General features: G+C 57.3%; 23 protein-coding genes, 1 tRNA gene and 1 pseudogene. 9 read left to right on the top strand and 16 right to left on the bottom strand.

Translation table 11 applies throughout. The features are described from left to right. A pseudogene (locus tag F451_RS27285) lies at nt 1-188 on the bottom strand (transposase); the annotation flags it as partial. A 1,129-nt stretch (nt 189-1,317) separates the two neighbouring features. Between F451_RS27285 and F451_RS0115660 the strand changes: the two are divergent. Then, nucleotides 1,318-2,307 carry an integrase domain-containing protein gene (locus tag F451_RS0115660; RefSeq protein ID WP_020682337.1) on the top strand — a complete coding sequence of 330 codons (990 nt, stop codon included), beginning with the start codon at nt 1,318-1,320 and terminating at the stop codon, nt 2,305-2,307. Next, the gene (locus F451_RS0115655) at nt 2,304-2,663 is read left to right on the top strand and encodes a hypothetical protein (RefSeq protein ID WP_020682336.1); all 360 of its coding nucleotides are present in this window, start codon (nt 2,304-2,306) and stop codon (nt 2,661-2,663) included. Before F451_RS0115660 ends, F451_RS0115655 begins: the two co-directional genes overlap by 4 nt. A 53-nt stretch (nt 2,664-2,716) precedes the next feature. Here F451_RS0115655 and F451_RS27805 read toward each other — a convergent pair whose 3' ends face one another. Next, a complete protein-coding gene (locus tag F451_RS27805) occupies nt 2,717-2,956 on the bottom strand; it encodes a hypothetical protein (RefSeq protein WP_156826511.1) in 240 nt (79 codons plus the stop codon). A 680-nt stretch (nt 2,957-3,636) separates the two neighbouring features. Here F451_RS27805 and F451_RS0115650 point away from each other — a divergent pair. Together F451_RS0115650 and F451_RS0115645 are read left to right on the top strand one after the other, a co-directional pair. After that, on the top strand, nt 3,637-3,840 hold the full coding sequence (locus F451_RS0115650; protein ID WP_020682335.1) for a MerR family transcriptional regulator: 204 nt from the start codon (nt 3,637-3,639) through the stop codon (nt 3,838-3,840). Next, entirely contained in the window at nt 3,840-4,925 is a 1,086-nt protein-coding gene (locus tag F451_RS0115645; RefSeq protein WP_020682334.1) for a phage integrase Arm DNA-binding domain-containing protein, read from the top strand. Before F451_RS0115650 ends, F451_RS0115645 begins: the two co-directional genes overlap by 1 nt. Before the next feature lie 131 nt (nt 4,926-5,056). On the opposite strand, the gene F451_RS0115640 is transcribed toward F451_RS0115645, so the two are convergent. The 9 genes from F451_RS0115640 to thrS all read right to left on the bottom strand — a co-directional run bounded on the left by F451_RS0115640 (nt 5,057) and on the right by thrS (nt 12,867). Then, a tRNA-Pro gene (locus F451_RS0115640) sits at nt 5,057-5,133 on the bottom strand. 87 nt (nt 5,134-5,220) lie between these two features. Next, nucleotides 5,221-5,586 (bottom strand): MerR family transcriptional regulator, encoded by a 366-nt coding sequence (locus tag F451_RS0115635; protein WP_020682333.1) that lies wholly within the window; start codon nt 5,584-5,586, stop codon nt 5,221-5,223. 240 nt (nt 5,587-5,826) lie between these two features. Further along, nucleotides 5,827-6,132: an integration host factor subunit alpha gene (ihfA, locus tag F451_RS0115630; RefSeq protein WP_026291808.1), complete on the bottom strand. Its 306-nt coding sequence runs from the start codon at nt 6,130-6,132 to the stop codon at nt 5,827-5,829. A 17-nt stretch (nt 6,133-6,149) separates the two neighbouring features. Then, a complete protein-coding gene (gene pheT / locus F451_RS0115625; protein WP_020682331.1) occupies nt 6,150-8,528 on the bottom strand; it encodes a phenylalanine--tRNA ligase subunit beta in 2,379 nt (792 codons plus the stop codon). A 95-nt stretch (nt 8,529-8,623) separates the two neighbouring features. Beyond that, entirely contained in the window at nt 8,624-9,607 is a 984-nt protein-coding gene (gene pheS, locus F451_RS0115620) for a phenylalanine--tRNA ligase subunit alpha (protein ID WP_020682330.1), read from the bottom strand. 85 nt (nt 9,608-9,692) lie between these two features. Then, a complete protein-coding gene (gene rplT / locus F451_RS0115615) occupies nt 9,693-10,049 on the bottom strand; it encodes a 50S ribosomal protein L20 (RefSeq protein WP_026291807.1) in 357 nt (118 codons plus the stop codon). Nucleotides 10,050-10,098: 49 nt separating this feature from the next. Continuing rightward, nucleotides 10,099-10,293 carry a 50S ribosomal protein L35 gene (gene rpmI / locus F451_RS0115610; protein ID WP_020682328.1) on the bottom strand — a complete coding sequence of 65 codons (195 nt, stop codon included), beginning with the start codon at nt 10,291-10,293 and terminating at the stop codon, nt 10,099-10,101. Between the two features lie 103 nt (nt 10,294-10,396). Next, nucleotides 10,397-10,930: a translation initiation factor IF-3 gene (gene infC / locus F451_RS0115605; protein ID WP_083928446.1), complete on the bottom strand. Its 534-nt coding sequence runs from the start codon at nt 10,928-10,930 to the stop codon at nt 10,397-10,399. A 20-nt stretch (nt 10,931-10,950) separates the two neighbouring features. Further along, entirely contained in the window at nt 10,951-12,867 is a 1,917-nt protein-coding gene (gene thrS / locus F451_RS0115600; RefSeq protein WP_020682326.1) for a threonine--tRNA ligase, read from the bottom strand. Nucleotides 12,868-13,089: 222 nt separating this feature from the next. Between thrS and F451_RS0115595 the strand changes: the two genes are divergently transcribed. Both F451_RS0115595 and F451_RS0115590 read left to right on the top strand, forming a co-directional pair. Next, nucleotides 13,090-14,673 (top strand): ATP-binding protein, encoded by a 1,584-nt coding sequence (locus F451_RS0115595; RefSeq protein ID WP_020682325.1) that lies wholly within the window; start codon nt 13,090-13,092, stop codon nt 14,671-14,673. A 61-nt stretch (nt 14,674-14,734) separates the two neighbouring features. Then, a complete protein-coding gene (locus F451_RS0115590) occupies nt 14,735-15,451 on the top strand; it encodes a response regulator (RefSeq protein ID WP_020682324.1) in 717 nt (238 codons plus the stop codon). Nucleotides 15,452-15,864: 413 nt separating this feature from the next. Here the strand turns inward: F451_RS0115590 and F451_RS0115585 are convergent, their stop codons facing one another. The 5 genes from F451_RS0115585 to F451_RS0115565 all read right to left on the bottom strand — a co-directional run bounded on the left by F451_RS0115585 (nt 15,865) and on the right by F451_RS0115565 (nt 20,879). Next, entirely contained in the window at nt 15,865-16,389 is a 525-nt protein-coding gene (locus F451_RS0115585; RefSeq protein ID WP_020682323.1) for an REP-associated tyrosine transposase, read from the bottom strand. 560 nt (nt 16,390-16,949) lie between these two features. Further along, a complete protein-coding gene (locus F451_RS0115580; protein ID WP_020682322.1) occupies nt 16,950-18,479 on the bottom strand; it encodes a tripartite tricarboxylate transporter permease in 1,530 nt (509 codons plus the stop codon). A 3-nt stretch (nt 18,480-18,482) separates the two neighbouring features. Next, the gene (locus F451_RS0115575) at nt 18,483-18,932 is read right to left on the bottom strand and encodes a tripartite tricarboxylate transporter TctB family protein (RefSeq protein WP_020682321.1); all 450 of its coding nucleotides are present in this window, start codon (nt 18,930-18,932) and stop codon (nt 18,483-18,485) included. Next, nucleotides 18,929-19,918 (bottom strand): Bug family tripartite tricarboxylate transporter substrate binding protein, encoded by a 990-nt coding sequence (locus tag F451_RS0115570; protein ID WP_020682320.1) that lies wholly within the window; start codon nt 19,916-19,918, stop codon nt 18,929-18,931. Before F451_RS0115570 ends, F451_RS0115575 begins: the two co-directional genes overlap by 4 nt. A gap of 265 nt (nt 19,919-20,183) precedes the next feature. Continuing rightward, the gene (locus F451_RS0115565) at nt 20,184-20,879 is read right to left on the bottom strand and encodes a FadR/GntR family transcriptional regulator (RefSeq protein ID WP_020682318.1); all 696 of its coding nucleotides are present in this window, start codon (nt 20,877-20,879) and stop codon (nt 20,184-20,186) included. Nucleotides 20,880-21,012: 133 nt separating this feature from the next. On the opposite strand from F451_RS0115565, the gene F451_RS0115560 reads away from it, so the two are divergent. The 3 genes from F451_RS0115560 to F451_RS0115550 are packed head-to-tail and all read left to right on the top strand — an operon-like array spanning nt 21,013 to nt 24,011. Continuing rightward, a complete protein-coding gene (locus F451_RS0115560) occupies nt 21,013-21,897 on the top strand; it encodes a (Fe-S)-binding protein (RefSeq protein WP_020682317.1) in 885 nt (294 codons plus the stop codon). Nucleotides 21,898-21,912: 15 nt separating this feature from the next. After that, entirely contained in the window at nt 21,913-23,349 is a 1,437-nt protein-coding gene (locus F451_RS0115555; RefSeq protein WP_020682316.1) for a LutB/LldF family L-lactate oxidation iron-sulfur protein, read from the top strand. Next, entirely contained in the window at nt 23,346-24,011 is a 666-nt protein-coding gene (locus F451_RS0115550; RefSeq protein WP_020682315.1) for a LutC/YkgG family protein, read from the top strand. The genes F451_RS0115555 and F451_RS0115550 overlap by 4 nt, the downstream gene beginning before the upstream one ends. Nucleotides 24,012-24,233: the final 222 nt, after the last annotated feature.

Raw genomic sequence — 24,233 nt, 5'->3', positions numbered from 1 at the left:
AAACGCTCTTGCGCCGCTTCCAGTATCGCTTCATGTTCCCAACGCGTGACGCGTCGCTGCTTGCTTGGCGTACACTCAACTTTCAGGTGACAGGCTTGGCAGTTTGAACTCCAATATCGGTGCAGCTTTCTGCCTTTCTCTTCTGTCGTCATACGCCATATAAGCCGGTCATTGGCTGGGCAGAGGTATCCAGCGTTTCGGGAAACAGCGTACTCTGGTTTCGATCAACTCCCTGTATAAAGCGCTTCACGTCCGCTCCCCGCTGCCAGCCTTGGCATCAGTATATCGGTTGGGGCGTTTTCACACAGCCTGGGCACAGAGCAGACGTTTTTCGACAGGTCTCGATTTATGCTCTATCCCGTCAAAAGCCCCAGCATTTTTCTGTTAATTCTGATAATTCCGAATATTTGTAACAGCAGTGATAGCTAGGATAGTCATCCTAGCCTTATTACAGCCTAGCTGCTTCAATTGGATTCGATTCTTTGAATTTTTTTCGCAGAAACCGGCTTCGTCAGGTGAGTGAGACAGTGTACCTACAGGTACACTGTGGGTACACTGAGAACAATAACACCCTAAAAGTTATACCCAGTGTACCCACAGGTACACAACAAACAGTAGTCGGTTTGTTTCGCCAGGCTCCAATCTGTACTAGTAGTCTGTTCTCAGCGCTTTTCCAGCTTGACGAGCGAGCCACATCGAATTATCGTGGATATTCATCCGCAGCAGCGCTGCCCTGGTAGCGGGCCAGGTTAAACAATCAGCACGCCAAGCATAGTCCTATAAGGCCGCATTCGTCGGCATTCCCCAATGACGCTCATACCGTCACACACTGATTGAGTACACATAATCAGTCCATCATATACGCCCCCTGCGGCGTTTTTTTAAAACGCTCTCAGAGCAAAGAGATACTAGGGACAAGTCGTGGTATAGCGCGATTAACCCTCCAGTGCGCGAACCATAACCCGAACTAAAACCTCGGCGTTTGCTAGGAGCGGCCTCTTGGCCAGCGGTGCGCCACCCTCGCAGTGCTCCCTCTGCGGTTCAAACACCTTACGCTCGACTATCGTCGACCCCCTCGCTCCTTCCACGACCACGGTAACGGTCAGGCTGCCCCATCCCCACGATTCACGGCCGGAGGTCCGAATACAACAACGGCGTTTCACAGCACGCCGGACAGCTCATTGACCCATCTGGGTTCCTACGCTGACTGCAGCGCGGGGGCATGAGCTGACGTTGCGAGACACAGGCCCTATGCGCTGCAGGTCTCGCAGCTGCTGTACAGAACTTCGATCAACGGAGATACACAGGGAAACTGGCATGGTGCAGGATTTCAGAGCGGACTCCGATTACCGGCGTTTTCAGCACTCCGTGCGACGCCGCAATTTCGGCTATGGCAAACAATTGTCGTTTGCGGCCTATATATGCCTCCTGTGGCTATACGGCCACGGTCATTATCTGACGCGGCATACCCACCACGTCAGGTTCCGGCAATTTACCCGGTTTTTACGGTCGGAATTCGACATCAGGGATGCCCGCAAAATTCGACTCGAACACGTCAGTGCATACGCTCAGTCGCTGGCGGATCTCGTCGACCAGGGTCGGATGCGGGTTTCCTACGCTCAGAATCTACTGTCGACGGTGAATGTAGTTCTCAGCGGATTTCGGCGGGATAAAAAGCTAATCATCGAGCCCGCCGCCGCAGTCGGTCGCCGACGTCACGTGCGAACAACGTTACCAGGCGGTGATTGGTCCGAGGTTGAAGAGGCCGTCGAGATCGCCGAGCAGATGGGTTACGCTCGCGGTGCTGCAATCATTCTGCTCGCCCGCGCATTCGGGCTACGGTATCGCGAGGCAGTCCTCGCGAACCTCCCCCGACTTGTACAAGAGGCGGCCAAACACAGTTTTGTCACAATACTCGACGGTACGAAAGGTGGTCGACGATCACCCGAGCGCCGCATTCACGTGGGGCCTCGCCAGAATCACGCGCTAGTCTGCGCGTTATCGGTGTGCCCCCATGGCTCAAATAACCTGCTGCAATACGACGAAACATTTCGGCAATTCCTGAACCGCGAGGCCAAACCGATCCGGGCGGTTCTCAAAGGCGCAGGTATCAGATGTTTTCATGATCTACGAGCAGCACGATTAATCGAGACATATGAGGAAGTCACTGGGCAACCAGCTCCTGTTCGGGGGCAGCCAGTTGACCGAGAGCTCGACAGGGTTGGACGGCAGCAAGTTGCCCGAGAGGCAGGTCATGGCGAACACAGAACAGGGGTGGCATACGTAGGCGGGAGGAAAAGACAGTGAATATTAAACCCATTTTGACCAGAATTCGTTGGGATACGATGGCTAATAAAACCCAGCAGGATCATATCCAGCGACTGTTTGCAATTCTGAATGCAATATCGACTCGGTTTTCCGGTATTATATACCCAGAACAAATTCGACTTAAACATTGTCGCTGGATAAAAACGCAGTGGTTTTCCGACCAACAGTTTTCAGTGGCGACACAGAAAGATTATATTCGGACGCTGACGCTGCTAATAGAGGCGCTGGATAAAGCCGAACACTGGCTCCCCGCACTAGGAATGGCGCCCAACCCAGCGGTGGGAGGGCGACCTAGAAAAGCTGCGGTGGTGAAATCGAAAAAATATTACAGATAAATCAAATCCTATGCTTGGACAGCTTAGGTCAATATAATGAAGTCAAAAAAACACTATTTTGACCTTAACCCCATCCACTGCTCCAAACGTGATACTCGTTGTTCCAACTGGAGTAACCTTTGATCGAGTGACTTTTCAACCGAGTCGACCCGTCTAAAAATTTTTTCATTAGGTGATGGGCGTTTCTGGCGCCCCGCTCCTACAGACCTGAAATAGCCCTTTACGATATTACCAACGGCATCTATTACAAAAAAAATCAAAAACAAAATAAATAGATATTTGAAATTCTCCATGAAAACCTCCGAATAAACATTAACAGAGCTTTAGCGAAAATAGATTTTCGCTACCAATATATTTTTTTAAAAACGACTCAACGATTCAACGATTCAAAATAGTTCACTCATCTCACCCATATAATATATTCTATGTAGCCAAATAAAATGTCTTTACTCACGATCAACACTATCATGAGATAACAAACATACAAGTTGAGTTCATTCCGGCTGAATAAGTTTTTATGATTGATTTTCCGAATACCTACAATCTATTCATCTTTTAAAAATCCGAAACGGACTTAGTAATTAAATAGTTAGAATGTCTCAGAGTCGGGAACCGACTAGATAAGAGATGTCGAAATTGACACTGGAAATATGGTGTCAATTGCTCTACTCACCAGCAGCACATTTGAGTTCGCAGAAACAATATCATTATCCGTACCAGACATTACTAATTTCAATCGCTATTGCTCCTCTTTTTTAGTTCGCTATGATCAGATGAAATTTGCCTAGCACGGAATACAGAGCGTTGTCGACGCGCCTAATCTCAGTTTTTCCGCTGTTAGACGGCACACAGAGGACGCTGATTTACGGATAATATCAGCAGGTATCTCGGATACCGATCTAGGGTAGTGGCCCATACCTCAACACAAAAGTGACAGTGTGGCGATGTTAAGACCGCAGGGATTTGAGATACGATGAAAAAACAGTTGATGAAAGCCTCTAAATACCGCGAAAATTTTTTTTGCGACGGCTCCAAGCCAGCGCTCTCGACGATCCGGCGCTGGATCGATAACGGCGACCTGCCGGGCGAGCGTATCGGTGGCGTCTACTATGTAAACATTGGGCAGCTCAGCACCACGGGCAACCCGCTGGTCGATTCAGTACTGAAGGCATCCTAATGAGTCCACGTCCTCGCTCCCGGCGAAACAAAGACCTCCCGGCCAACCTCTACCGGGCCAACAGCGGCAAGTCTTTTCAGTACCGCCATCCCGTTACTGGGAAGCTGCACGGTGTGGGGTCGGACAAGGCAGAGGCGGTGAAAGCTGCCAAGCAACTTAACGGCATCCTGATGGGTGGTACCGATCTTGTCGGCACTGTGCTGGGAAAAGTGACCGTGCAGGCCCACATCGACTGGATGCGTGAAAATAGCCTACCGGAACGCGAATACGCCGCCTCTACACTCGAGATGTACGAGATCCGTTGGCGGCAGATGGTCGCAGCCTTCGGTGGCAAAGGCATGGATGAGGTCACAGTGAAGGACATGGCCGATCTGATGGAAGGTAAAACGCCACGGGTGGCGAATCAGGTGCGACAGGTGGCCGGCGATACATTCAAGGTAGCGATCGCCCGTGGGCTCATGGACCACAACCCGTCTGAAGCCACCCTCAAGCGACGGGAGAAGAAACAACGCAAGCGCCTGACACTGGCACAGTTCAAGTCGATCCGAGCGCTGGCACCGGACTGGCTGGTCAATGCGATGAGCCTGGCACTGATCACACTGCAGCGGCGTGAGGACATCGTGAATATCAAGTTCACCGATATCCGCGACGACGCGCTCTACGTGATCCAGCATAAAACCCAGAAGTACGACACCGGCTATTTGAAAATCAGGATGACGCCCGAACTGGACAAGGTATTAAAGAAGTGCCGCGATGATCTTGCGAGCCCCTTCGTCATCCATCGCCGACCACAGCGCAAGGTAAAATGGGACGGCCAGGAACACTGGACGCAGATCAAACCGGAAATGGCCACTCGTACGTTTAAAGAGATCGCCGAGAAAGTTGAATCGATAAAAGCAATGCCAGAGGAAGAACGCCCGTCATTTCACGAGATCCGCGCACTCGGTATCAAGCTATACAAGGATGCCGGCGCAGACCCACAGCAACTCGCCGGCCACGCGACCGCCAAGATGACCAAGAACTATGATGCTGATCACGACGAAATACGGTGGGTTGAAGTTACTGCCGACCTGAAAGTCATCTGATTCGCTGAGCAAGAAAGCGAATGTAGGCCGCTAGCGCGCATGCGCATTTTTGATATTAGTTTGATATGTTTTTGATGATCAGATTTTGATCTGCCCGGACGGGCTGTAAGACTATGAATCTAAAGAAATAATGGTCGGGACGAAAGGATTTGAACCTTCGACCCCTTGCACCCCATGCAAGTGCGCTACCAGACTGCGCTACGCCCCGACTGTGCCTGAAAAACTGCTGCAATTGCTGCTGCGTTTCAAGTGGTGGGTAATATACCCTAAGGTTTTGATACTGTGAAGTTTTTTCTCAAAAACTTTTAAGCGAGGCCAACAGTTCTTCGAGCTCGGTGATGGTCTGGCGCACCAGCTGCTTGTAGCGGGCCGCGTCGTCCCCTGCCTGCTCGCCCGAGAGCCACTGGCGGGCTCCGCTGATGGTGTAGCCCTGCTCGTGCAGCAGACTGCGTATCTGACGAATCACCAGGACATCCTGGCGCTGGTAGTAGCGGCGGTTACTGCGCTTTACCGGGCTTATCTGGTGGAATTCCTGCTCCCAGTAACGCAACACATGGGTCTTGAGGTCGCATAATTTTGCCACCTCACCGATCGTGAAATAGCGCTTGTTGGGAATGGGTTCCAGCCGGGAGTTAGGGTCTGCTAATGCTGCTTGAGTCATCGCTGCTGAAGGCCATTTTTTTGACCAGCAAGACGGAAAGAGCACAGTGTAACGGGTCTGCATGTGTGGCTGACAACGCCGCTGGACGAAATAATGTCCCCAGCCCTTCGGGTTGAGGCTAACAAAGCCCCACTCTGCGTTGCTCGTCGCTCATTTGGAACCACCAAACCACACTCCTCGTGCCTTAATTGGGGCTTTTTTAGTCACAACAGAGACGGTTCGAGCAGCGTTAACAGGCCCTTAGTCAGGCCGGCTGTCGGCATAAGCGTCTACTCGATCCTTGAGTTTTTGACCCGGACGAAAGGTCACCACCCGCCGTGCGCAGATGGGGACCTCTTCACCGGTTTTGGGGTTGCGGCCGGGCCGCTGCCGTTTGTCGCGAAGGTCGAAGTTGCCGAAACCCGACAACTTCACCTGCTCGTTTGACGCCAGACTGGCACGAATCTCGTCAAAGAAGGATTCGACCATTTCCTTGGCTTCACGCTTGTTGAGACCGAGTTCCTCGTTCAAGCGCTCCGCCATTTCAGCTTTTGTCAAAGAGCCCATGCCTTTCACCCCTATCATTACTCTCGCAATGTGGCACCGAACTCAGATTTCAGCGCGCCGACCACAGACTGGATAGTTCCATTGATCTCTTCATCGTTAAGAGTGCGCGATGGATGCTGCCAGGTCAAGCCGATAGCCAGACTTTTTCGTCCTGCTTCAATACCTTGGCCCTGATAGACGTCGAACAGGGTGACTTCCTTGAGGTACTCCCCACCCTCTTTCAGCGCCACGGTGCGCAGGGTGTCGAAGGGCATTTTTTCATCCACGATCAGTGCCAGGTCACGACGCGACTCGGGGAACTTCGACAGTTCGCTGAAGCGTGGCAGGCGACCATCGGCCAGTGTCTCGAGCTTGAGCTCAAACAGGTAGACAGGGCCATCCAGGTCCAGCGACTTGACCAGGTTCGGATGCAGCGCCCCCATGTAACCCACGACCTTGCCGTCACGCTTTATCGCAGCGCTCTGGCCCGGGTGCAGCGCCACGTGGCTGGCGGAGGCAACGCTGTATTGCTGCGCCGCACCTCCCAGTGCCAGCAGGGACTCGACATGACCCTTGAGGTCATAGAAATCGACCTTCTGCGCCTTGCCGGTCCAGCCTTCAGGCTCACGGCTACCGGCAACCACACCGGCAATCACGTTTTCCTGCACCAGCTCACCGCCCCTGGGCAGAAAACGCTGGCCCGTCTCGAACAGGCGCACACGGTCCTGCTGACGGTTCTGGTTGTACTGCAGCGCCTTGGCCAGGCCCGGCCACAGGCTGGTACGCATGACCGCCATTTCGGCCGAGATCGGGTTGGCCAGGACGATAGCGTCGTACTGATCGTCAAACTGCTGCGCCAGGCCCGCTTCGATGAAGCTGTAGGTGATCGCTTCCTGGTACCCCAGTGCAACCAGGGTACGGCGCATGCTGCGGGTTTCAACCCGCGACTCGACGATGGGTTTGATCGGCAGCGCCGCCATCGGCGTTTTCACCGGCAGGTTGTTGTAACCGTACACCCGGGCCAGCTCTTCAATCAGATCGACTTCGATCTCGATATCGAACCGGTACGAGGGCACTGCCACGTCCCAGACGCCCGCTTCGCATTCGCTCAGCTGCAGACCCAGACGGGTAAGAATTTCCTCGATCTCGGCAGCCGGCATGTCAAATGCCAGCAGCTGGTTAACGCGTGCGTGACGCAGGCGAATCCGGGCCACCTCGGGCAAGTGCTCTTCGCTCTTGACCTCGGTAACCGGGCCCGGCTCACCACCGACGATTTCAAGCAGCAGCTCGGTGGCGCGCTCGATCGCCGTGCGCTGCAAACGCCAGTCGACACCGCGTTCGAAGCGGTGGGACGAGTCGGTGTGCAGGCCGTAGGCGCGTGCGCGGCCAGCGATGGCCAGCGGCGCGAAGAAAGCGCTTTCGAGGAAGATGTCGCGGGTCTCGCTGGTGACACTGCTACCCTCGCCGCCCATGATACCGGCCATGGCAAGCGGGCCCTGCTCGTCGGTGATCAGCAGGGTACCGGCCTTGAGTTCAACTTCCTGGCCATCCAGCAGCGTCAGCTTTTCGCCATCCTGGGCTTCGCGCACCAGAATGCTGCCGCTGAGCTTGGCCAGGTCGAAGGCATGCATCGGCTGACCGAGTTCCAGCAACACGTAGTTGGTGACATCCACCACCGGATCGATGGAACGGATACCGGCACGGCGCAGCTTCTCGACCATCCACAGCGGCGATTCGGCCTGCGGGTTGATGCGACGGATCACCCGACCCACGTAACGCGGGCAGGCGGCCTTGGCCTCCAGCACAACGGCAAAGGCATCCTTGATGACCGGCTCAACAGGCACAGGCTCAACAAAGGTCACCCCGACCTTGTTCAGTACCCCGACTTCGCGGGCCAGACCGGTGATGCTCAGGCAATCGCCGCGGTTGGGAGTCAGGTCAACGTCGATAATCTTGTCGTTCAGTCTCAGGTAGTCACGCAGGCAATGGCCCACCGGCGCATCCGCGGCCAGCTCCATGATGCCGCCGTGATCCTGCGACAGACCCAGCTCGTCTTCGGCGCACAGCATGCCGAACGACTCGACCTGGCGCAGCTTGGCCTTCTTGATCTTGAAATCGCCGGGCAGTACGGCCCCGACCTTGGCGAAAGAGGTTTTCAGGCCGGCACGGGCATTGGGCGCGCCGCACACAACCTGGTGCTGCTCGTGTCCGTCGGACACGATGCATACCTGCAACTTGTCGGCATTGGGGTGGGGTTCTGCGGTGAGAATTTCGCCCACGATAACGCCGGAAAATGCACCGGCAACCGGCACAACCTCGTCTACTTCAAGTCCCGCCATGGTGATCTGCGCCACCAGGGCATCGGTGTCGATCGCCGGGTTGACCAGCTCACGCAACCACTCTTCACTGAATTTCATTCTGCTGTCCTGACTAATCTGTTAAAAGTCGCTTCCACACCGCGAGCAGCTCGCACACGCCACCCGGCTCGGCCGCAGCCAAACCGGGAGGCGCGCTAGTTGAACTGGCCGAGGAAACGCAGATCGTTTTCAAAGAAAAGGCGCAGGTCATTTACGCCATAGCGCAGCATGGCCAGGCGCTCAACACCCATGCCAAAGGCGAAGCCGGTGTATTCTTCAGGGTCAATGCCCACGGACGCGAATACCTTGGGGTGCACCATGCCGCAGCCAAGCACTTCCAGCCACTTGCCGTCACCACGGTCGATATCGACTTCGATCGAAGGCTCGGTGAAGGGGAAGTAAGACGGACGGAAACGCACCTTCACGTCTTCCTCGAAGAATTCGCGCAGGAATTGTTCCAGCGTGCCCTTCAGGTCAGCGAAGCTGATGTTCTTGTCGACCAGCAGACCTTCAACCTGATGGAACATCGGGGAATGAGTCTGGTCGTAATCGCAGCGATACACGCGACCGGGGCAGATAATGCGCACCGGCGGCTTCTGCTCCTCAAGCGTGCGAATCTGCACCGGAGAGGTATGGGTACGCAGCAGGGTGTGGGCGTCGAAATAAAAGGTGTCGTGCATCGCCCGCGCGGGGTGATGCGCCGGAATGTTGAGCGCCTCGAAGTTGTGGTAGTCATCTTCGATTTCAGGCCCTTCGGCCACGCTGTAACCGATATTGGCAAAGAAGGCTTCAATCCGCTCCAGGGTCTTGGTGACCGGGTGCAGTCCACCGAGCGCCTGGCCACGACCGGGCAGGGTCACGTCGATGGTTTCGGCGGCAAGCTTGGCGTTCAGCGCCGCGCCTTCGAGCTCATCCTTGCGTGCGTTGAGGACATCCTGCAACGCCTGCTTGGCTTCGTTGATGCGTGCGCCTGCTTGCGGGCGCTCCTCAGCAGACAACTGCCCCAGCCCTTTCAGCAGCTGAGTAAGATGACCTTTCTTACCGAGATACTGAACACGGACCTGATCCAGATCCTGAGTACTCGCAGCCTGTTCTACGGCAGCAATGCCCTGTGCCAACAGGGGCTCAATGTTTTCCATTACCGGCTCCAAAGAAAAACAGGGGAAGAGCTTGCACCCTTCCCCCGTTTCGATTCGATCAATTACCTACAAGAGGCGGGTTGCCTTACGCCAGAGCAGCTTTCGCTTTTTCGACGACAGCAGTAAACGCGCCCTGCTCGTGTACAGCCAGATCAGCCAGGACCTTACGGTCGATTTCGATGCTAGCTTTTTTCAGACCAGCGATCAGACGGCTGTAAGACATGCCGTTGATGCGGGCTGCAGCGTTGATACGGGCAATCCACAGAGCACGGAACTGACGCTTACGTTGACGACGGTCGCGGTACGCGTACTGACCTGCTTTGATAACTGCCTGTTTGGCAACACGGAATACACGGCTACGGGCACCGTAGTAACCCTTTGCCTGCTTCAATACTTTCTTGTGACGACGACGTGCTTGCACACCACGTTTAACGCGAGCCATTGCAATACCTTCCTAAAATTCTGTTGATACCAAGAGTCTAAATAAAGACTTAGATGTACGGCAGCATGCGCTTGACGAGAGCCTTGTCCGCTGCATGAACCTGCAGCATCGGACGCAGCTGACGCTTACGCTTGGTGCTTTTCTTGGTCAGAATGTGACTTTTGAAGGACTGCTTGTGCTTGAAGCCGTTGGCAGTTTTCTTGAAGCGCTTGGCAGCGCCACGGTTTGACTTGATCTTAGGCATTTCCAAAATCCCCACGCATTCGTTAAGTTGTGTTCACCTGAACATGTGCAAAACCCGCAGCTACCTCAGTGAAGAAGCAGTTACGGGCGGTGCGCAGTTCAGACTACTTTTTCTTCTTCGGAGCAATGACCATGGTCATCTGACGGCCTTCCATCTTAGGACGCTGTTCTACGACACCCAGCTCTTCCAGGTCTTTTTCGACCCGTAACATCAGCTGCATGCCCAGTTCCTGATGGGCCATCTCGCGACCACGAAATCTCAAGGTCACTTTTGCCTTGTCTCCGGCTTCAAGGAAACGTACCAGGTTGCGCAGTTTTACCTGGTAATCCCCTTCTTCCGTCCCAGGACGGAATTTCACTTCCTTGACCTGCATCTGAACCTGCTTTTTCTTGGCCAGGTTCTGCTGCTTTTTAGCTTCGTACTGATGCTTGCCGTAATCCATCACTTTACACACGATGGGATCGGAGTCTGCAATCTGTACGAGGTCAAGGCCCGCTTCTTGAGCTGCCTCAAGCGCGTCTTTGATCGAAACTATTCCAATCTGGCTACCGTCGGGACCGATCAGCCGACACTCGTTAGCTCGAATATTGTCGTTGATCGATGGGCGTTTCTCGCCGCGTCTGTTATCGCGCCTGATGGTACTATCTCCTGCTCAGATTAATTCTGGCGTCCCTTCCGGGTCACGTCTTGTGACAGAAGGGTTACGAACTCTTCGATTGACAAGGTACCCAGGTCCTCGCCCGAGCGAGTACGCACTGCCAGGGAACCTGATTCTACTTCCTTATCGCCTACTACCAGTAGATATGGAATCTTCTGTAGCGTGCGCTCGCGGATTTTAAAGCCGATCTTCTCGTTTCTCAAGTCCGCTTGCGCTCGGAAGCCCTTATCTTCAAGAAGTTGCGCCACTTTTTTACTATATTCAGCCTGTTTGTCGGTAATGTTCAGTACCGCAACCTGCTGTGGAGCCAACCATGTCGGCAATGCGCCGGCAAAGTTTTCAATCAGAATACCGATAAACCGCTCGAAGGATCCGAGGATCGCCCGGTGCAGCATGACCGGAGTCTCGCGTTCACCCGCCTCATTCACGAACTGGGCACCCAAACGGCCCGGCATCGAGAAATCGACCTGTATAGTACCGCACTGCCACACTCGACCGAGACAATCTTTCAAAGAAAATTCGATCTTGGGACCGTAGAAGGCTCCTTCACCCGGCAATTCCTGCCAGTCGAGACCTGCTGCGTCGAGCGCATCGGCCAGGGATTTCTCCGCCTTGTCCCAGCTTTCGTCGGAACCGACACGTTTTTCGGGCCGGGTCGAGAGCTTGTAGATGACCTCGGTAAAACCAAAGTCGGCATAGACTTCATGCAGAAAGCCGATAAAGCTAGCCACTTCGCTCTGAATATCACCCTCAGCACAGAAAATGTGTGCGTCGTCCTGCACGAAGCCGCGTACGCGCATGATGCCGTGCAGAGCGCCCGAGGGCTCATTGCGGTGACAGGCGCCGAACTCGGCCAGGCGCAGCGGCATTTCACGGTACGAGCGCAAACCCTGGTTGAACACCTGCACATGGCAGGGGCAGTTCATGGGCTTGATCGCAAAATCGCGATGCTCCGAATGCGTGGTAAACATCTCTTCGGCAAACTTGTCCCAGTGACCGGACTTTTCCCACAGGGTGCGTTCCACCACCTGCGGCGTCTTGATCTCCTGGTAGCCATGCGCACGCTGCTTGGCACGCATGTACTGCTCAATTTCCTGGTACAGAACCCAGCCCTGCGGATGCCAGAACACCATGCCCGGCGCTTCTTCCTGCAGGTGGAACAGGTTCAGCTGCTTGCCGAGTTTGCGATGATCACGCTTTTCGGCTTCTTCAAGGCGATGCAGGTATTCCTTGAGGTCTTTCTTGTCGCCCCAGGCCGTACCGTAAATGCGCTGCAGCATTTCGTTGTTCGAATCGCCACGCCAGTAGGCACCCGCCACCTTCATCAGCTTGAATGCCTTGATATGGCCGGTGGAGGGAACATGCGGCCCACGGCACAGGTCGATAAAGTCGCCCTGGCCGTAGAACGACAGATCTTCGTCACCCGGAATGGCTTCGATAATCTGTACCTTGTAGCGTTCGCCCATTTTTTCAAACATGGCGACAGCGTCATCACGTCCCATCAGCGAACGGGTCACCGCCAGGTTTTCCTTAGACAGCTCCTGCATGCGCTTTTCGATCTTGGCCAGATCTTCCGGCGTAAAGGGCCGCTCATAGGCGAAGTCGTAATAGAAACCGTTGTCGATCACAGGACCAATGGTCACCTGGGCACCCGGAAACAGCTGCTGTACCGCCATGGCCATCAGGTGTGCGCAGGAATGGCGGATAACGTCCACGCCTTCTTCGTCACGCGCTGTAACAATGGCCAGATCGCAGTCATCAGTGATCAGGTAGCTGGTGTCGACCAGGGTACCGTTAACCTTGCCGGCGAGTGCCGCCTTGGCAAGACCGGCACCGATAGACGCCGCAACGTCATGTACGGTAACCGCAGTTTCAAAGCTGCGCTGACTGGCATCCGGGAGTGTAATAACAGGCATGAATGTCCCTTGTTGTCTCAGTGGTGACCCTCACGACAGGCCACTTAAGTGAACTAAAAATGTCGTAAAAATAAAGCCATGCAAACGAAGCACAGCATAAAGGGGGTAGAATTATACTCCAACGCAACCGCAGCGACCACCGCCAATTCGCGTTACACTGCGATAAAGCCGGCAATCGCAGGGCTCAAAATAAAAACAGCAACACGCGGCCCCGGACACACCATGACGAAATTCAAAATAAGCACCCGGTTGATGCTGATGATGTGCCTGCTGGTGCTGCTGCAGGCGGCCCTCCTTGGCGGGTTCGCCCTGCGCTACCTGGCCTCGTCGCTGGAGGACGAGATCGGCCTGCGGGCGCTGCAACTGGCCTCCATGATTGCCCAGACCCCGTCGATCCGACAGGCGGCACTGGAGCGCGACAGCAACCAGATGCAGAGCCTGGCTGAGGAGCTGCGCGAAGCCACCGACGCCAGCTTCATTTCCATCGGCGACAGCAGCGGCGTGCGCCTTGCGCATCCACTGCCAGAGCGCATCGGCAAGCCCATGGTCGGCGGCGACAACGAGCGGGCCCTGAAAAAGGGCCAGAGCTACATATCCAAGGCCACCGGGAGCCTGGGCCCCTCGATCCGCGGCAAGGCACCGATATTTTCCAACGAGGGCGATATTCTGGGGGTCGTATCGGTGGGCTATCTGACCACCAGCATGGACAATGCGATTTACGGCTACCAGCGTATCGTCATCGGCGTCACCCTGGGGCTGCTGCTGTTGTCCGTGTTGCTGGCCGTGTGGATTTCCAGCCGCTTTCGGGCCGCCATCTTCGGGCTCGAACCACACCAGATCGCCCGCCTGTTCGAGGAACGCAATGCGACCCTGGAGTCGGTGCGCGAGGGCATCATTGCAGTCAACACCGAGGGCCTGATCAGCACCGTCAACAAGGCGGCGGCGTCCACTCTCGGGCTTGCCGACACTGAGTCCCTGATCGGACGGCCAATCCAGGACGTGCTGCCCGACAGCCGCTTGCCGGACCTGCTGGCCAGCGGCGAACCCGAATTTGACCGCGAACTGACGCTGCGGGGCCAGACCCTGATCGTCAACCGCATCCCCATCCGCGATGGCCAGAAGGTCATCGGTGGCGTGGCCAGCTTCAGACGCAAGGACGAACTGGATCAGGTCAGCCGCCAGCTCACCCAGATCCAGCAGTACGCCGAAACCCTGCGCAGCCAGGCCCATGAATACGCCAACAAGCTGCACACCATTGCAGGGCTTATCCAGATTGGTGCCAGCGACCGGGCACTCGAGATCATCGGCCAGGAAACCCGCGAGCATCAGGCGCTGCTGCGCTGGCTGGTCGACTCGGTGACAGAGCCGGTACTGTCCGGCTGCCTGCTGGGCAAGTACAATCGCGCCCACGAACTGGGATTGCAGCTGCTGATCGACCCGGACAGCCACATGGGTGCTCTGCCGCCCCATGTCACCCCCGAGCGCATCGTGACCCTGCTCGGCAACCTGCTCGATAATGCTTTCGAAGCAACCCTGGCCGCCCAGGGCAAACAGGTACAGCTGTCGATGACGGACCTGGGATCGGACCTCATCTTCGAAGTGGAGGACCAGGGAGCCGGCGTGCCCGAGGCCGAGCGCGAGCGCATTTTTCAGCGCGGCATCAGCGGCAAGTCCGAAAGCCGCGGCATTGGTCTGCACCTGGTGCGCCAGACACTGACCCAGCTGGGTGGCGAAATCACCGTATCTGAAGCGACGGGTGGTGGCGCGCGCTTTACCGCCTATATTCCCAAGGAGGCCGCAGTATGACCCCCAGAAACCAGACTCCCGACAACGCCCTCTCGCTGCCCCGCGGCAATGGAGCCACAGCATGACGCCCAACATCAGCGTCATCATCGCCGAGGACGACCCCCAGATCGCCGAGATCCAGCGCCGCTTTGTCGAGCGTATCGAGGGTTTTGAGGTGCGGGGCATCGCCCACAGCACCCAGGATGCTGCGGACCTGGTCGAAGTCATGCGCCCGGACCTGCTGCTGCTGGATATACAGTTTCCCGATGGCAGCGGCCTGTCGCTGTTGCGCCGGCTGCGTACCGAGAACAGTGCCACCGATGTGGTCATGATCACCGCCGCCAAGGAAGTCGAAACCCTCACCGAAGCGCTGCGCTGGGGGGTATTCGACTATATCCTCAAGCCGCTGGTGTTTGACCGTCTGCAACAGGCGCTCAGCAATTACCGCCAGCATCGCGAACGCCTGCTGCAGCTGCAAAGCCTGTCCCAGCAGGAAGTGGATGGCCTGCTGCCGCGCACCGGCAGCCCAGCCAGCCGCAGCAGCCCCGCAGGCGCCTCGCCCCTGCCCAAGGGCATCGACACCCTGACACTGGAAAAGATACGTGGCGTTTTTCGCACCGATACCGAAAAGGGCCTCAGCGCCGAACAGGTCGGCGAGGCCATTGGCTCCAGCCGCACCACGGCACGGCGCTACCTGGAATACCTGGTGGGCACGCAGGAACTCATGGCCGATGTTCACTACGGCAGCGTCGGCCGGCCTGAGCGCCAATATCGCCTGCCCCGCAAGAAAAGCCCGTAGCGCAGCCCATCACGCAGTGAGTGAATGCATTGTTGGGCTGCGCCCAACCTACCAAAAGCCGGACTACCTCCACCCTGTAGGATGCGGCGCAGCGAAGCGCAGCCCATCACGCAGTGAATGCATTGCTGGGCTGTGCCCAACCTGCCAAAAGCCGGACTACTTCCACCCTGTAGGATGCGGCACAGCGCAGCGCAGCCCATCACGCAGTGAATACATTGTTGGGCTGCGCCCAACCTGCCAAAAGCCGGACTACCTCCACCCTGTAGGATGCGGCGCAGCGAAGCGCAGCCAATCACGCGCTAAATGCATTACTGGGCTGCGCCCGACCTGCCAAAAGCCGGACTACTTCCACCTTGTAGGATGCGGCGCAGCGCAGCGAAGCCCATCATGCGGTGAATGAACTGCCGGGCCTGCTACTCACCAGCATCGAAAGCTTCAGGCTCATCACCCCAGTCGGCGGCATAAAAGCCCCGCTCCACATAACGATGAAAACTCGAATAGGGCCAGTCACTTACGTGCGCGACCAACCCATGCTTGACCGGGTTGTAATGGAGGTAATCAAGATGACGATGCAGATCGTGCTCGTCACGAATTAGATGTTCCCAGTAGCGACGCTGCCAAATACCCCGCTCACGTTTTGCCACTTTACTAGCGGACCTTGCGGTGGCCTTGGGCAACTTTTTCGAAAAGCTGGCTTTAATATGCTGCCACCGGCATGGATAGTCGGCATCACCCTCAGGCAGCGTCCAGATGCAGTGCAAGTGATCGGGTAAAACCACGGCCGCTTCCAGCCTGAAGGGCAGCGCAATTTTGGCTTGCCGAAAGGCCTGGCGCAGATAATCGATATTGCAGACCAGCAGCCTGGTATGGCGGTCGGCAAGCACTACCGTGAAGAAATAGGTACCGCCCGGCTTCCATATTCGTCGGTATTCCATCATATCTATCCCTGATCATGCGCAACCCGGTTGCCAGTTCAGCTTAGACGTTATGAACGGGATTAGCGTCCACCCACCTTTGTTGGGCTGCTCATCAACCTACCAAAAGCTGGGTCGCTTCCACCCTGTAGGATGCGGCGCAGCGAAGCGCAGCCCATCAGGCGACGAATACACTGCTGGACCACACAGGCCCAAACCCTGCGCTTGCCCATGAGCTACAGGGATGTAGTGAATGCAATTTATGCAGGAGCGATAAAGGGCCCATGGGCCCGCGGCATACCATACATCCTGCACAAACCCTGCTCTTGCCCATCCATGGGCCCGCAGGATAAGTACGTCCATGTACAAACCCTGCTCTTGCCCATCCATGGGCCCGCAGGATAAGTACGTCCGTGTATCCGCCGCTCCTGCGCATCCATGCGCCCGCGGCATACCGTACATCCTGTACATAAAAAAACCGCCCGAAGGCGGTGAAAACACACTGGCAGGAAGGCCCTTCCTGCCCGCATGGGGTTTGTACAGCAGCGCCGGGCCAAGGTGGGCCAGACACTGCCTTTGTCCGATCAGTCGACGATGCTGTGCTCCTTGTCCTGAGCAGCGGCCATACGGCGGCGCAGAACGGGGCCAACGATATACGGCAGAACAAGACCTGTGATCGCAACCACCCAGATGCCCACAGACAAGCCACTGCTCCAGAGAATGGTCCAGTCACCGTCTGAAATAGTCAGGGCGTGACGCAGGCTCTTTTCCATTTCAGGGCCCAGCAGCATGCCAAGAATGACTGGCACCAGCGGAATGTGCAGCTTGCGCAGCAGGTAACCCAGCAGGCCGAAGCCGATCATGAAGTACAGATCCAGCGGGCTGTTGCTGATGGCGAAGATGCCCACCGACGCGACCAGGGTCACCACCGGCATCAGGTACTTGGGCGGAATGCTCAGCAGCTTGACGAAAATGCCGATCATCGGAATGTTCAGCAGCAGCAGGATCAGGTTGCCGACGAACAGCGCAGCAATCACGCCCCACACAAGTTCTGCGTTCTGCGTGAACAGCATCGGGCCCGGCTGAATATTCAGCGAGATAAGCATGGCCAGCAACACCGCGGTGGTACCGCTACCCGGCACGCCCAGGGTCAGCATGGGCACCAGGGCACCGTTGGCGGCAGCATTGTTGCCCGCTTCCGGCGCAGCAACACCGCGAGGATCGCCCTCACCGAAGGTCCCGTTCTTGCCGACGACCTTTTTCTCCATCGTATAGCTGAGGAAGCTGCCCAGCGATGCACCGGCACCCGGCAGAACACCGGCAATAAAGCCCAGTATGGAGCCGCGCAAACTGGTCGGCAGCACCTGAATAATGTCTTTCATGCTCAGCTTGAGCTTGTTCAGGGCGACCTTTTTGAAGCCTTCCCCGGCGTGCATTTCAATAAAGAACAGCAGCTCGCTGATGGCAAAGAGACCGACGATGGCGATGATAAAATCAACCCCTTCGTACAGCTCCAGAATATCGTAGGTATAACGCTGGTTGCCGGTGGTAATATCCACCCCTATGGTCGCAATCATCAACCCCAGACAGGCCGCCACAACAGTCTTGACCTGGTTCTTGCCGGTAATGCCACCCAGGGTCGCAAACGCCAGCGTAAACAGCGCGAAGTACTCGGCAGGGCCAAAGCGCAGCGCGAACTTGGCCAGCACCGGCGCCAGAATCACCAGGCCGACGGTCGCCAGCAGGCTGCCGATAAAGGACGCGATCGCCGAAATTGCCAGCGCTTCGGCCGCCTTGCCTTTCAGGGCCATGGGGTAGCCGTCGAGGCAGGTCATCATCGCGGGCTCATCGCCCGGAATATTCAGCAGAATACTGGAAATACGGCCGCCATACATGGCACCGGCATACACCGAGGTCAGCAGAATCAGCGCAGAACTCGCCGGCAAGCCGAGACTGAAGGCCAGCGGAATCAGGATCGCGACACCATTGGCAGGGCCGAGGCCCGGCAGCGCACCAATGATGGTGCCCAGGATTGCGCCGATCGCGGCAAACATCAGGTTCTCGGGCGTCAGCGCGACGGCAAAGCCCTGCAGCAGAAAGTTTAACGTTTCCATCAGTTAAGCTCCCCCGCCCAGTTTCAAAAGCCCAGCCGGCAGATGCAGCTCAAGCAGGAAATTGAATAGCACGTACACGACAACGGCACTGCCCACCCCGGTCACAACGGAGGGCAACGGCTTGGCACCCATGCGCCAGCACAACACGCTGACCATGAGAGTGGTCGCGGGAATAAAGCCGACCGGTTGCAGCATCAGCGTAAAGACCGCCAGTACCAGCAGGACAAAGCCCAGCTCAGCCAGCATCTTCATATGCGGCCATTCTTCGTCTTCATCCGGACGTACCAGCAAATAGATACTGCTCAGTCCAAGTATTACGGACAGGATCAGCGGGAATGTTTCCGGCCCGACAGCCTCGGATCCGCCAAAGGGTTCCGGAAACATGGCGGCCTCCCAGCCGTAAACAACGGCCAGGAGGAGCAGCGCTATACCGAGGATTCGATCCCCGATCATTTAATCAATCCGATTTCGGTAGAGATTTCCTTGATGCTATCAACCTGGCCTTTCACAAAGGTGCTGAAATCAGCGCCGGTTTTGTGGAACGGCATCAGGCCATTTTTCTGCATCACGTCCTGCCAGTTATCGCTGGTGTAAACGTTGTCCATGGTGTCGACCCACCACTGGTAGGCTTCATCGGATACGCCCTTGGGTACATAGAACCCACGCCAGTTGGGCGCAACAGCCTCGATGTTCTGCTCACGAGCAGTGGGAATGCCATCCAGCGGTGCCGGCAGACGTTCTTCGGACAGTACGGCCAGCACCTTCAGGTCACCGGATTCCATAAAGCCCTGGGCTTCGGAAATATCACCGGTAAAGGCTTCAATGTGACCGCCCACAACCTGGGTAATGGCTTCGGCACCACCGTTAAACGCCAGGTACTTGACCTTTGGCAGGTTGGCCTTTTCGATACCGGCGGAACGCCCTGCAATCAGCACCTTGAGGTGATCCCAGCCACCGGCTGCACTGCCGCCACCGAACTTGACCGCAGTGGGATCGGCTTTCAGCGCATCCATCAGTTCGGTCAGTGTCTGGTAGGGAGAGTCCTTGGAAACGGCAATCACGCCATAGTCGGCACCCAGGGCACCCACCCAGCGCACCATGTCCAGATCCATGCCCACGAACTGACCCTGGGCCAGACGTGTGGTCGTGGCAGTACTGGCGGCAACGATCAGGGCACTGTCATCACCACGCTTGGAAATGGTGTGGGCGAATGCAACACCGCCACCGGCACCCGGCATGTTCACGGTCTGGACGTTGCCGGAAATGTACCCCAGGTCCGCCAGCACCTTGCCCACGCTGCGGCAGGTGAAGTCCCAGCCACCGCCCGGGTTTGCCGGTGCGATACATTCTGCGGTACGGGATTGTTCAAATGCGCTGGCTTGAGCCGCGAGGGCGAAGGTCGCTGTGGCAATAAGCGTTTTGACTGCAGGGAATTTCATTCAGATTTTCTCCGTCTTTCTTTTTGTAATCAGCTGCGCCAGGCGGCACCGCTGTGTTGTCGATTCTGTGCCTGTTGTTGCTGTTCTGTGCCTTGCAAGCACAACCGATCAAAACAGGACAGATGCAGAGTAGGCAACCGGCCACTACCTGACCAGTTTGCGGAGATACTGGGTTTTCAAACCATTGCGGGCATTTTGTTCATATTGTTCACGGGCAGGCAGCGGGATAAAAAATACCCGGGCTGTGGCAATGGGCTTGCACAACCTACTCGCCGTGCTCCAGCAGTTGGCGGGTAAACAGAATGTGTTCGGTGGCCAGGCGCCTGGCCTGGTCGGCATCTCGCGCCATCAGCGCCTGATAGATCCCCGTGTGCTGTGCACGGATGCCATCGGGGTAACGGGCGTTGCGCTTCAGGGTACGGTTGAGCACACCGTATATGGCATTGAAGTAGCGGCTGTAGAACAGCTGGCTGAATGAAATCAGCAACAGGTTGTGACTCGACTGTGCGATCATCATGTGAAACTTCAGATCCGCCTTGGCCTTGCCGAGGGTGGTTTGGCCTTCGCTGCGCAACATCATGCACTCGTACTCGCCTTCAATGGCGATCAGCTCTGCTTCGGTGGCACGCAGAGCACAGTTGTAGGCCGCCTCGCCTTCCAGCGCCGCACGCATTTCCATCACTTGCAACTGAAAGCCCAGGTTATCCCCCACCCCGCCCAACGGCATCTCGAAGTGTGGCTCAAGCAGGTTCATGCAGCGACTGCCATCGCCGTGGCGGGTCTGAATCAGCCCGTCCAGCTCCAGCTGCGTTATGGCAGCGCGCACCGTGGCACGGGAAACGCCACAGGCCTCGGACAGGCTGCGTTGCGAGGGCAGCAGCTCACCCGGCAGATAATGCCCTGCGACAATGCCGCGCCTGAGCTGAGCGAGCAGCTGCTGCACCTTGTCCGGTTCACTCATCCTGTTTCACTCCGCGCTTGGTCAGACCAGTGAACAGTGTAGCATTTCCTTTTTTACCACCGGCTTCTATTGTTCATCCAGCTTTCGGGAGTAATGCCCCGCCATCGCGCATCAAAAATAACAGGTACTTTTCATGCCCAACGCCGAGCGCTCACCCCAGGTCGCCCTGTTCGTCACCTGCCTGGTAGACATGTTCAGACCCGAAATAGGCTTTGCCAGCATCAACCTGCTGCAACAGGCTGGCTGCACCGTAGCCGTGCCCGAACGCCAGACCTGCTGCGGCCAGCCCGCCTTTAATTCCGGCGACCGTAGCAGTACTCGGGACATCGCCCGCCAAACCATTGAAGCCTTTGATGGCTACGAGTATGTCGTGGGTCCGTCCGGCTCGTGCATCGGCATGCTGCACCACTATCCGGAACTGTTCGAGACCTCCGACCCCTGGCACGCCCGGGCACTGGACCTGAAAGCCCGTGCCTTTGAAATCACCAGCTTCCTGGTGGATGTACTCAAATTCAGTGCCGTGCAAAGCGAGTTCAACGGCCAAATCAGCTACCACGACTCCTGCGCCGGCCTGCGCGAACTGGGCATCAAGCAACAACCACGCACATTGCTTGGTGCCGTGACCGGGCTGCAGCTCAATGAAATGGACGAATCCGAAACCTGCTGCGGCTTTGGCGGTACCTTCTGCGTGAAATACCCGGAAATATCCAACCGCATGGTCGAAAACAAGACGGCCAATACCGCGGCGACCGGCGCCGGCACCCTGGTAGGGGGCGACCTTGGCTGCCTGCTCAACATGGCCGGCAAGCTCAAGCGTCAGGGTCACGACATCCAGACGCGCCACGTGGTGGAAATACTTGCAGGCACGGCGGGCCTGGCCGCGATCGCGGAGCCGGCCTCCGGCAGACATGCCAAACCTGACTCAAGCGAAGCCGCCCGGCCTGCAGCAGGCACAGCGGCCAAACTCTGCGCTGGCGAGCCCGACAGCGCCCGTTTCGACCTTGCCAAGCAACTGTGACGCGGAGCCCACGCCATGCAGATTACCAGCCCCTCTTTCAAGCAAAACGCCCGCATCGCTCTCAAGGATGCCAGCCTGCAAAAAGCCCTTGGCAACCTCAAGGCCGGCTTTCCCGTCAAGCGCGCCCAGGCCGTGGCACGGCTGCCGGAATTCGATGCACTGCGCGATGAAGCCCGCGACCTGAAAAACCACATCCTCGAAAATCTCGATATCTACCTGGAGCAGTTCGAGAGCAAGGTGCAGCAACAAGGCGGTCACGTACACTGGTGCCGCAGCAGCGACGATGCCTGCAAAACCATCCTCGACATCTGCCGCCAGGTGGACGCAAAGACCGTGACCAAGGGCAAGTCCATGGTGTCGGAAGAAATAAACCTCAACGACTACCTGGAAAAGAACGGCGTCACCCCGGTGGAGACGGACCTGGGGGAGTACATTCTGCAGCTGCGCGGCGACCACCCCAGCCATATTATTGCCCCTGCCATTCACCTGAACCTGGAAGACGTGTCCGAAGCCTTTCACCAGCATCACCACCGACCCAAGTCCGATGATCCGGCGGTGCTGATGCGAGAAGCGCGGGAAATGCTGCGCAAGCAGTTCGTCGCGGCCGATGTGGGCATCACCGGCGCCAACTTCCTGGTGGCTGAAACCGGATCGACCCTGATCGTCACCAACGAAGGCAATGGCGACCTGACCCAGACGCTGCCGAAAACCCACATCGTGATCACCTCCATCGAAAAGGTGGTGCCCACACTGGAGGACATGACCCTGTTCCTGCGACTGCTGGCCCGCTCCGCCACCGGACAGGAATTTACCGTCTACAACACCCTGTCCAGCGGTCCGCGGCGTGACGGCGACCAGGACGGGCCGGAAAACTTTCATGTGGTGCTGGTCGATAATGGCCGCAGCGACATGATGGGCGGCGAGCTTCAGGACATGCTGCGCTGCATACGCTGTTCGGCCTGTATGAACCATTGCCCGGTGTACGGAGCCGTGGGCGGCCACAGCTACGGCTGGGTCTACCCAGGCCCCATGGGTTCGGTGCTGACGCCCCAGATGATCGGCATCGACAAGGCGGCGTTGCTGCCCAATGCCTCCACCTTTTGCGGCAAGTGCGAATCAGTGTGCCCGGTACACATACCGCTGCCCAAACTCATGCGCCACTGGCGCGAAAAGGAATTCGAACAGCACCTGAGCCCCAGGGCGGTCCGCGTTGGCATCGGCGGCTGGGCATTCTTCGCCAAAAGGCCCACGCTATATCGCTGGCTCAGCCGCGGCTCCAACCTGGCATTGCGCCTGCTGGGGGGCAAGAAAGGCCGTATCCACCGGTTGCCACTGGGCGGTGGCTGGACAGACGGCCGCGACATGCCCGCCCCCAGCGGCAAAACCTTTATGCAGCAATGGCAAGCGCAGCAGCGAGAACAGCAGCACCCACGGCAGGAGAAAAAGTCATGAGCAAGGCCGAAATTCTGAACAACATTCGTCGTGGCCTGAAACGTGGCGAGGCCTCAGCCAGTCAGCGCGCCGCCGTCATGGCGCGGCTCGACGCCCGGGCAGACAACCTGATTCCGCGCCGTGCCCAGCTCCCACAACCCGAGCAGGTCGCGCTGTTCAAGACCATGGCGCTGGAGGCTGCCGCCGAACTGATTGAACTGGACAGCATCGAGCAGGCGCCCGCCGCCATCGCCCAATGGCTGGAGCAGCATCAGATACCGGAGCTGGTGTGCGCCAGTGACCCGGCACTGCAAGCCCTGGACTGGTCGGCACTGGGCGACATTGCCCGTACCCAGCGCGTTGCCCAGTCCGGGGACCTGGCCAGCCTGACCGGAAGTTTTGCCGGTATCGCCGAGACCGGCACCCTGATGCTCTACTCCGGCGCCACAAGCCCAACGACCCTGAACTTCCTGCCGGACAATCACCTGGTGATCCTGCATGAGTCCCGCATCGTGGGGGTCTATGAAGAAGCCTGGAAGCGCCTGCGCAGTGCCACCGATGGCGCCATGCCACGTACCGTCAACCTGATTACGGGCCCTTCACGCAGTGCCGATATCGAACAGAAGCTGCAGATGGGCGCTCACGGGCCCCGCACGCTGGTGATTCTTCTGATCAAGAATTAAGAGACGTCTGTGCCGATGGGAGCCCGGTCTTCGGGCGTCTTGCATAGGAGCAACGCCCCGTTGCGAACTCCCCCGGCACCCTGCCCATTCGCCGCGTGGCGCGGCTCCTACGGTTGCTCAAGCCATGGGCACCGGGTCTCTTTCGTAGGAGCAACGCCCCGTTGCGAACTCCCCCGGCACCCTGCCCATTCGCGGCGCGGCGCCGCGCCTGCGGTTGCTCAA

It is taken from the genome of Marinobacterium rhizophilum DSM 18822, from assembly GCF_000378045.1.
GTDB lineage: Bacteria > Pseudomonadota > Gammaproteobacteria > Pseudomonadales > Balneatricaceae > Marinobacterium_A > Marinobacterium_A rhizophilum.
The sequence above is the reverse complement of the archived record's forward strand: the minus strand, read 5'-3'. Positions and strand labels throughout refer to the sequence as shown.

Coding starts and splice junctions, on each gene's coding strand:
- F451_RS0115660 (WP_020682337.1), top strand. CDS start 1,318: ATGGTGCAGGATTTCAGAGCGGACTCCGATTACCGGCGTTTTCAGCAC.
- F451_RS27805 (WP_156826511.1), bottom strand. CDS start 2,956: ATGGAGAATTTCAAATATCTATTTATTTTGTTTTTGATTTTTTTTGTA.
- F451_RS0115650 (WP_020682335.1), top strand. CDS start 3,637: ATGAAAAAACAGTTGATGAAAGCCTCTAAATACCGCGAAAATTTTTTT.
- F451_RS0115645 (WP_020682334.1), top strand. CDS start 3,840: ATGAGTCCACGTCCTCGCTCCCGGCGAAACAAAGACCTCCCGGCCAAC.
- F451_RS0115635 (WP_020682333.1), bottom strand. CDS start 5,586: ATGACTCAAGCAGCATTAGCAGACCCTAACTCCCGGCTGGAACCCATT.
- ihfA (WP_026291808.1), bottom strand. CDS start 6,132: ATGGGCTCTTTGACAAAAGCTGAAATGGCGGAGCGCTTGAACGAGGAA.
- pheT (WP_020682331.1), bottom strand. CDS start 8,528: ATGAAATTCAGTGAAGAGTGGTTGCGTGAGCTGGTCAACCCGGCGATC.
- pheS (WP_020682330.1), bottom strand. CDS start 9,607: ATGGAAAACATTGAGCCCCTGTTGGCACAGGGCATTGCTGCCGTAGAA.
- rplT (WP_026291807.1), bottom strand. CDS start 10,049: ATGGCTCGCGTTAAACGTGGTGTGCAAGCACGTCGTCGTCACAAGAAA.
- rpmI (WP_020682328.1), bottom strand. CDS start 10,293: ATGCCTAAGATCAAGTCAAACCGTGGCGCTGCCAAGCGCTTCAAGAAA.
- thrS (WP_020682326.1), bottom strand. CDS start 12,867: ATGCCTGTTATTACACTCCCGGATGCCAGTCAGCGCAGCTTTGAAACT.
- F451_RS0115595 (WP_020682325.1), top strand. CDS start 13,090: ATGACGAAATTCAAAATAAGCACCCGGTTGATGCTGATGATGTGCCTG.
- F451_RS0115590 (WP_020682324.1), top strand. CDS start 14,735: ATGACGCCCAACATCAGCGTCATCATCGCCGAGGACGACCCCCAGATC.
- F451_RS0115585 (WP_020682323.1), bottom strand. CDS start 16,389: ATGATGGAATACCGACGAATATGGAAGCCGGGCGGTACCTATTTCTTC.
- F451_RS0115580 (WP_020682322.1), bottom strand. CDS start 18,479: ATGGAAACGTTAAACTTTCTGCTGCAGGGCTTTGCCGTCGCGCTGACG.
- F451_RS0115575 (WP_020682321.1), bottom strand. CDS start 18,932: ATGATCGGGGATCGAATCCTCGGTATAGCGCTGCTCCTCCTGGCCGTT.
- F451_RS0115570 (WP_020682320.1), bottom strand. CDS start 19,918: ATGAAATTCCCTGCAGTCAAAACGCTTATTGCCACAGCGACCTTCGCC.
- F451_RS0115565 (WP_020682318.1), bottom strand. CDS start 20,879: ATGAGTGAACCGGACAAGGTGCAGCAGCTGCTCGCTCAGCTCAGGCGC.
- F451_RS0115560 (WP_020682317.1), top strand. CDS start 21,013: ATGCCCAACGCCGAGCGCTCACCCCAGGTCGCCCTGTTCGTCACCTGC.
- F451_RS0115555 (WP_020682316.1), top strand. CDS start 21,913: ATGCAGATTACCAGCCCCTCTTTCAAGCAAAACGCCCGCATCGCTCTC.
- F451_RS0115550 (WP_020682315.1), top strand. CDS start 23,346: ATGAGCAAGGCCGAAATTCTGAACAACATTCGTCGTGGCCTGAAACGT.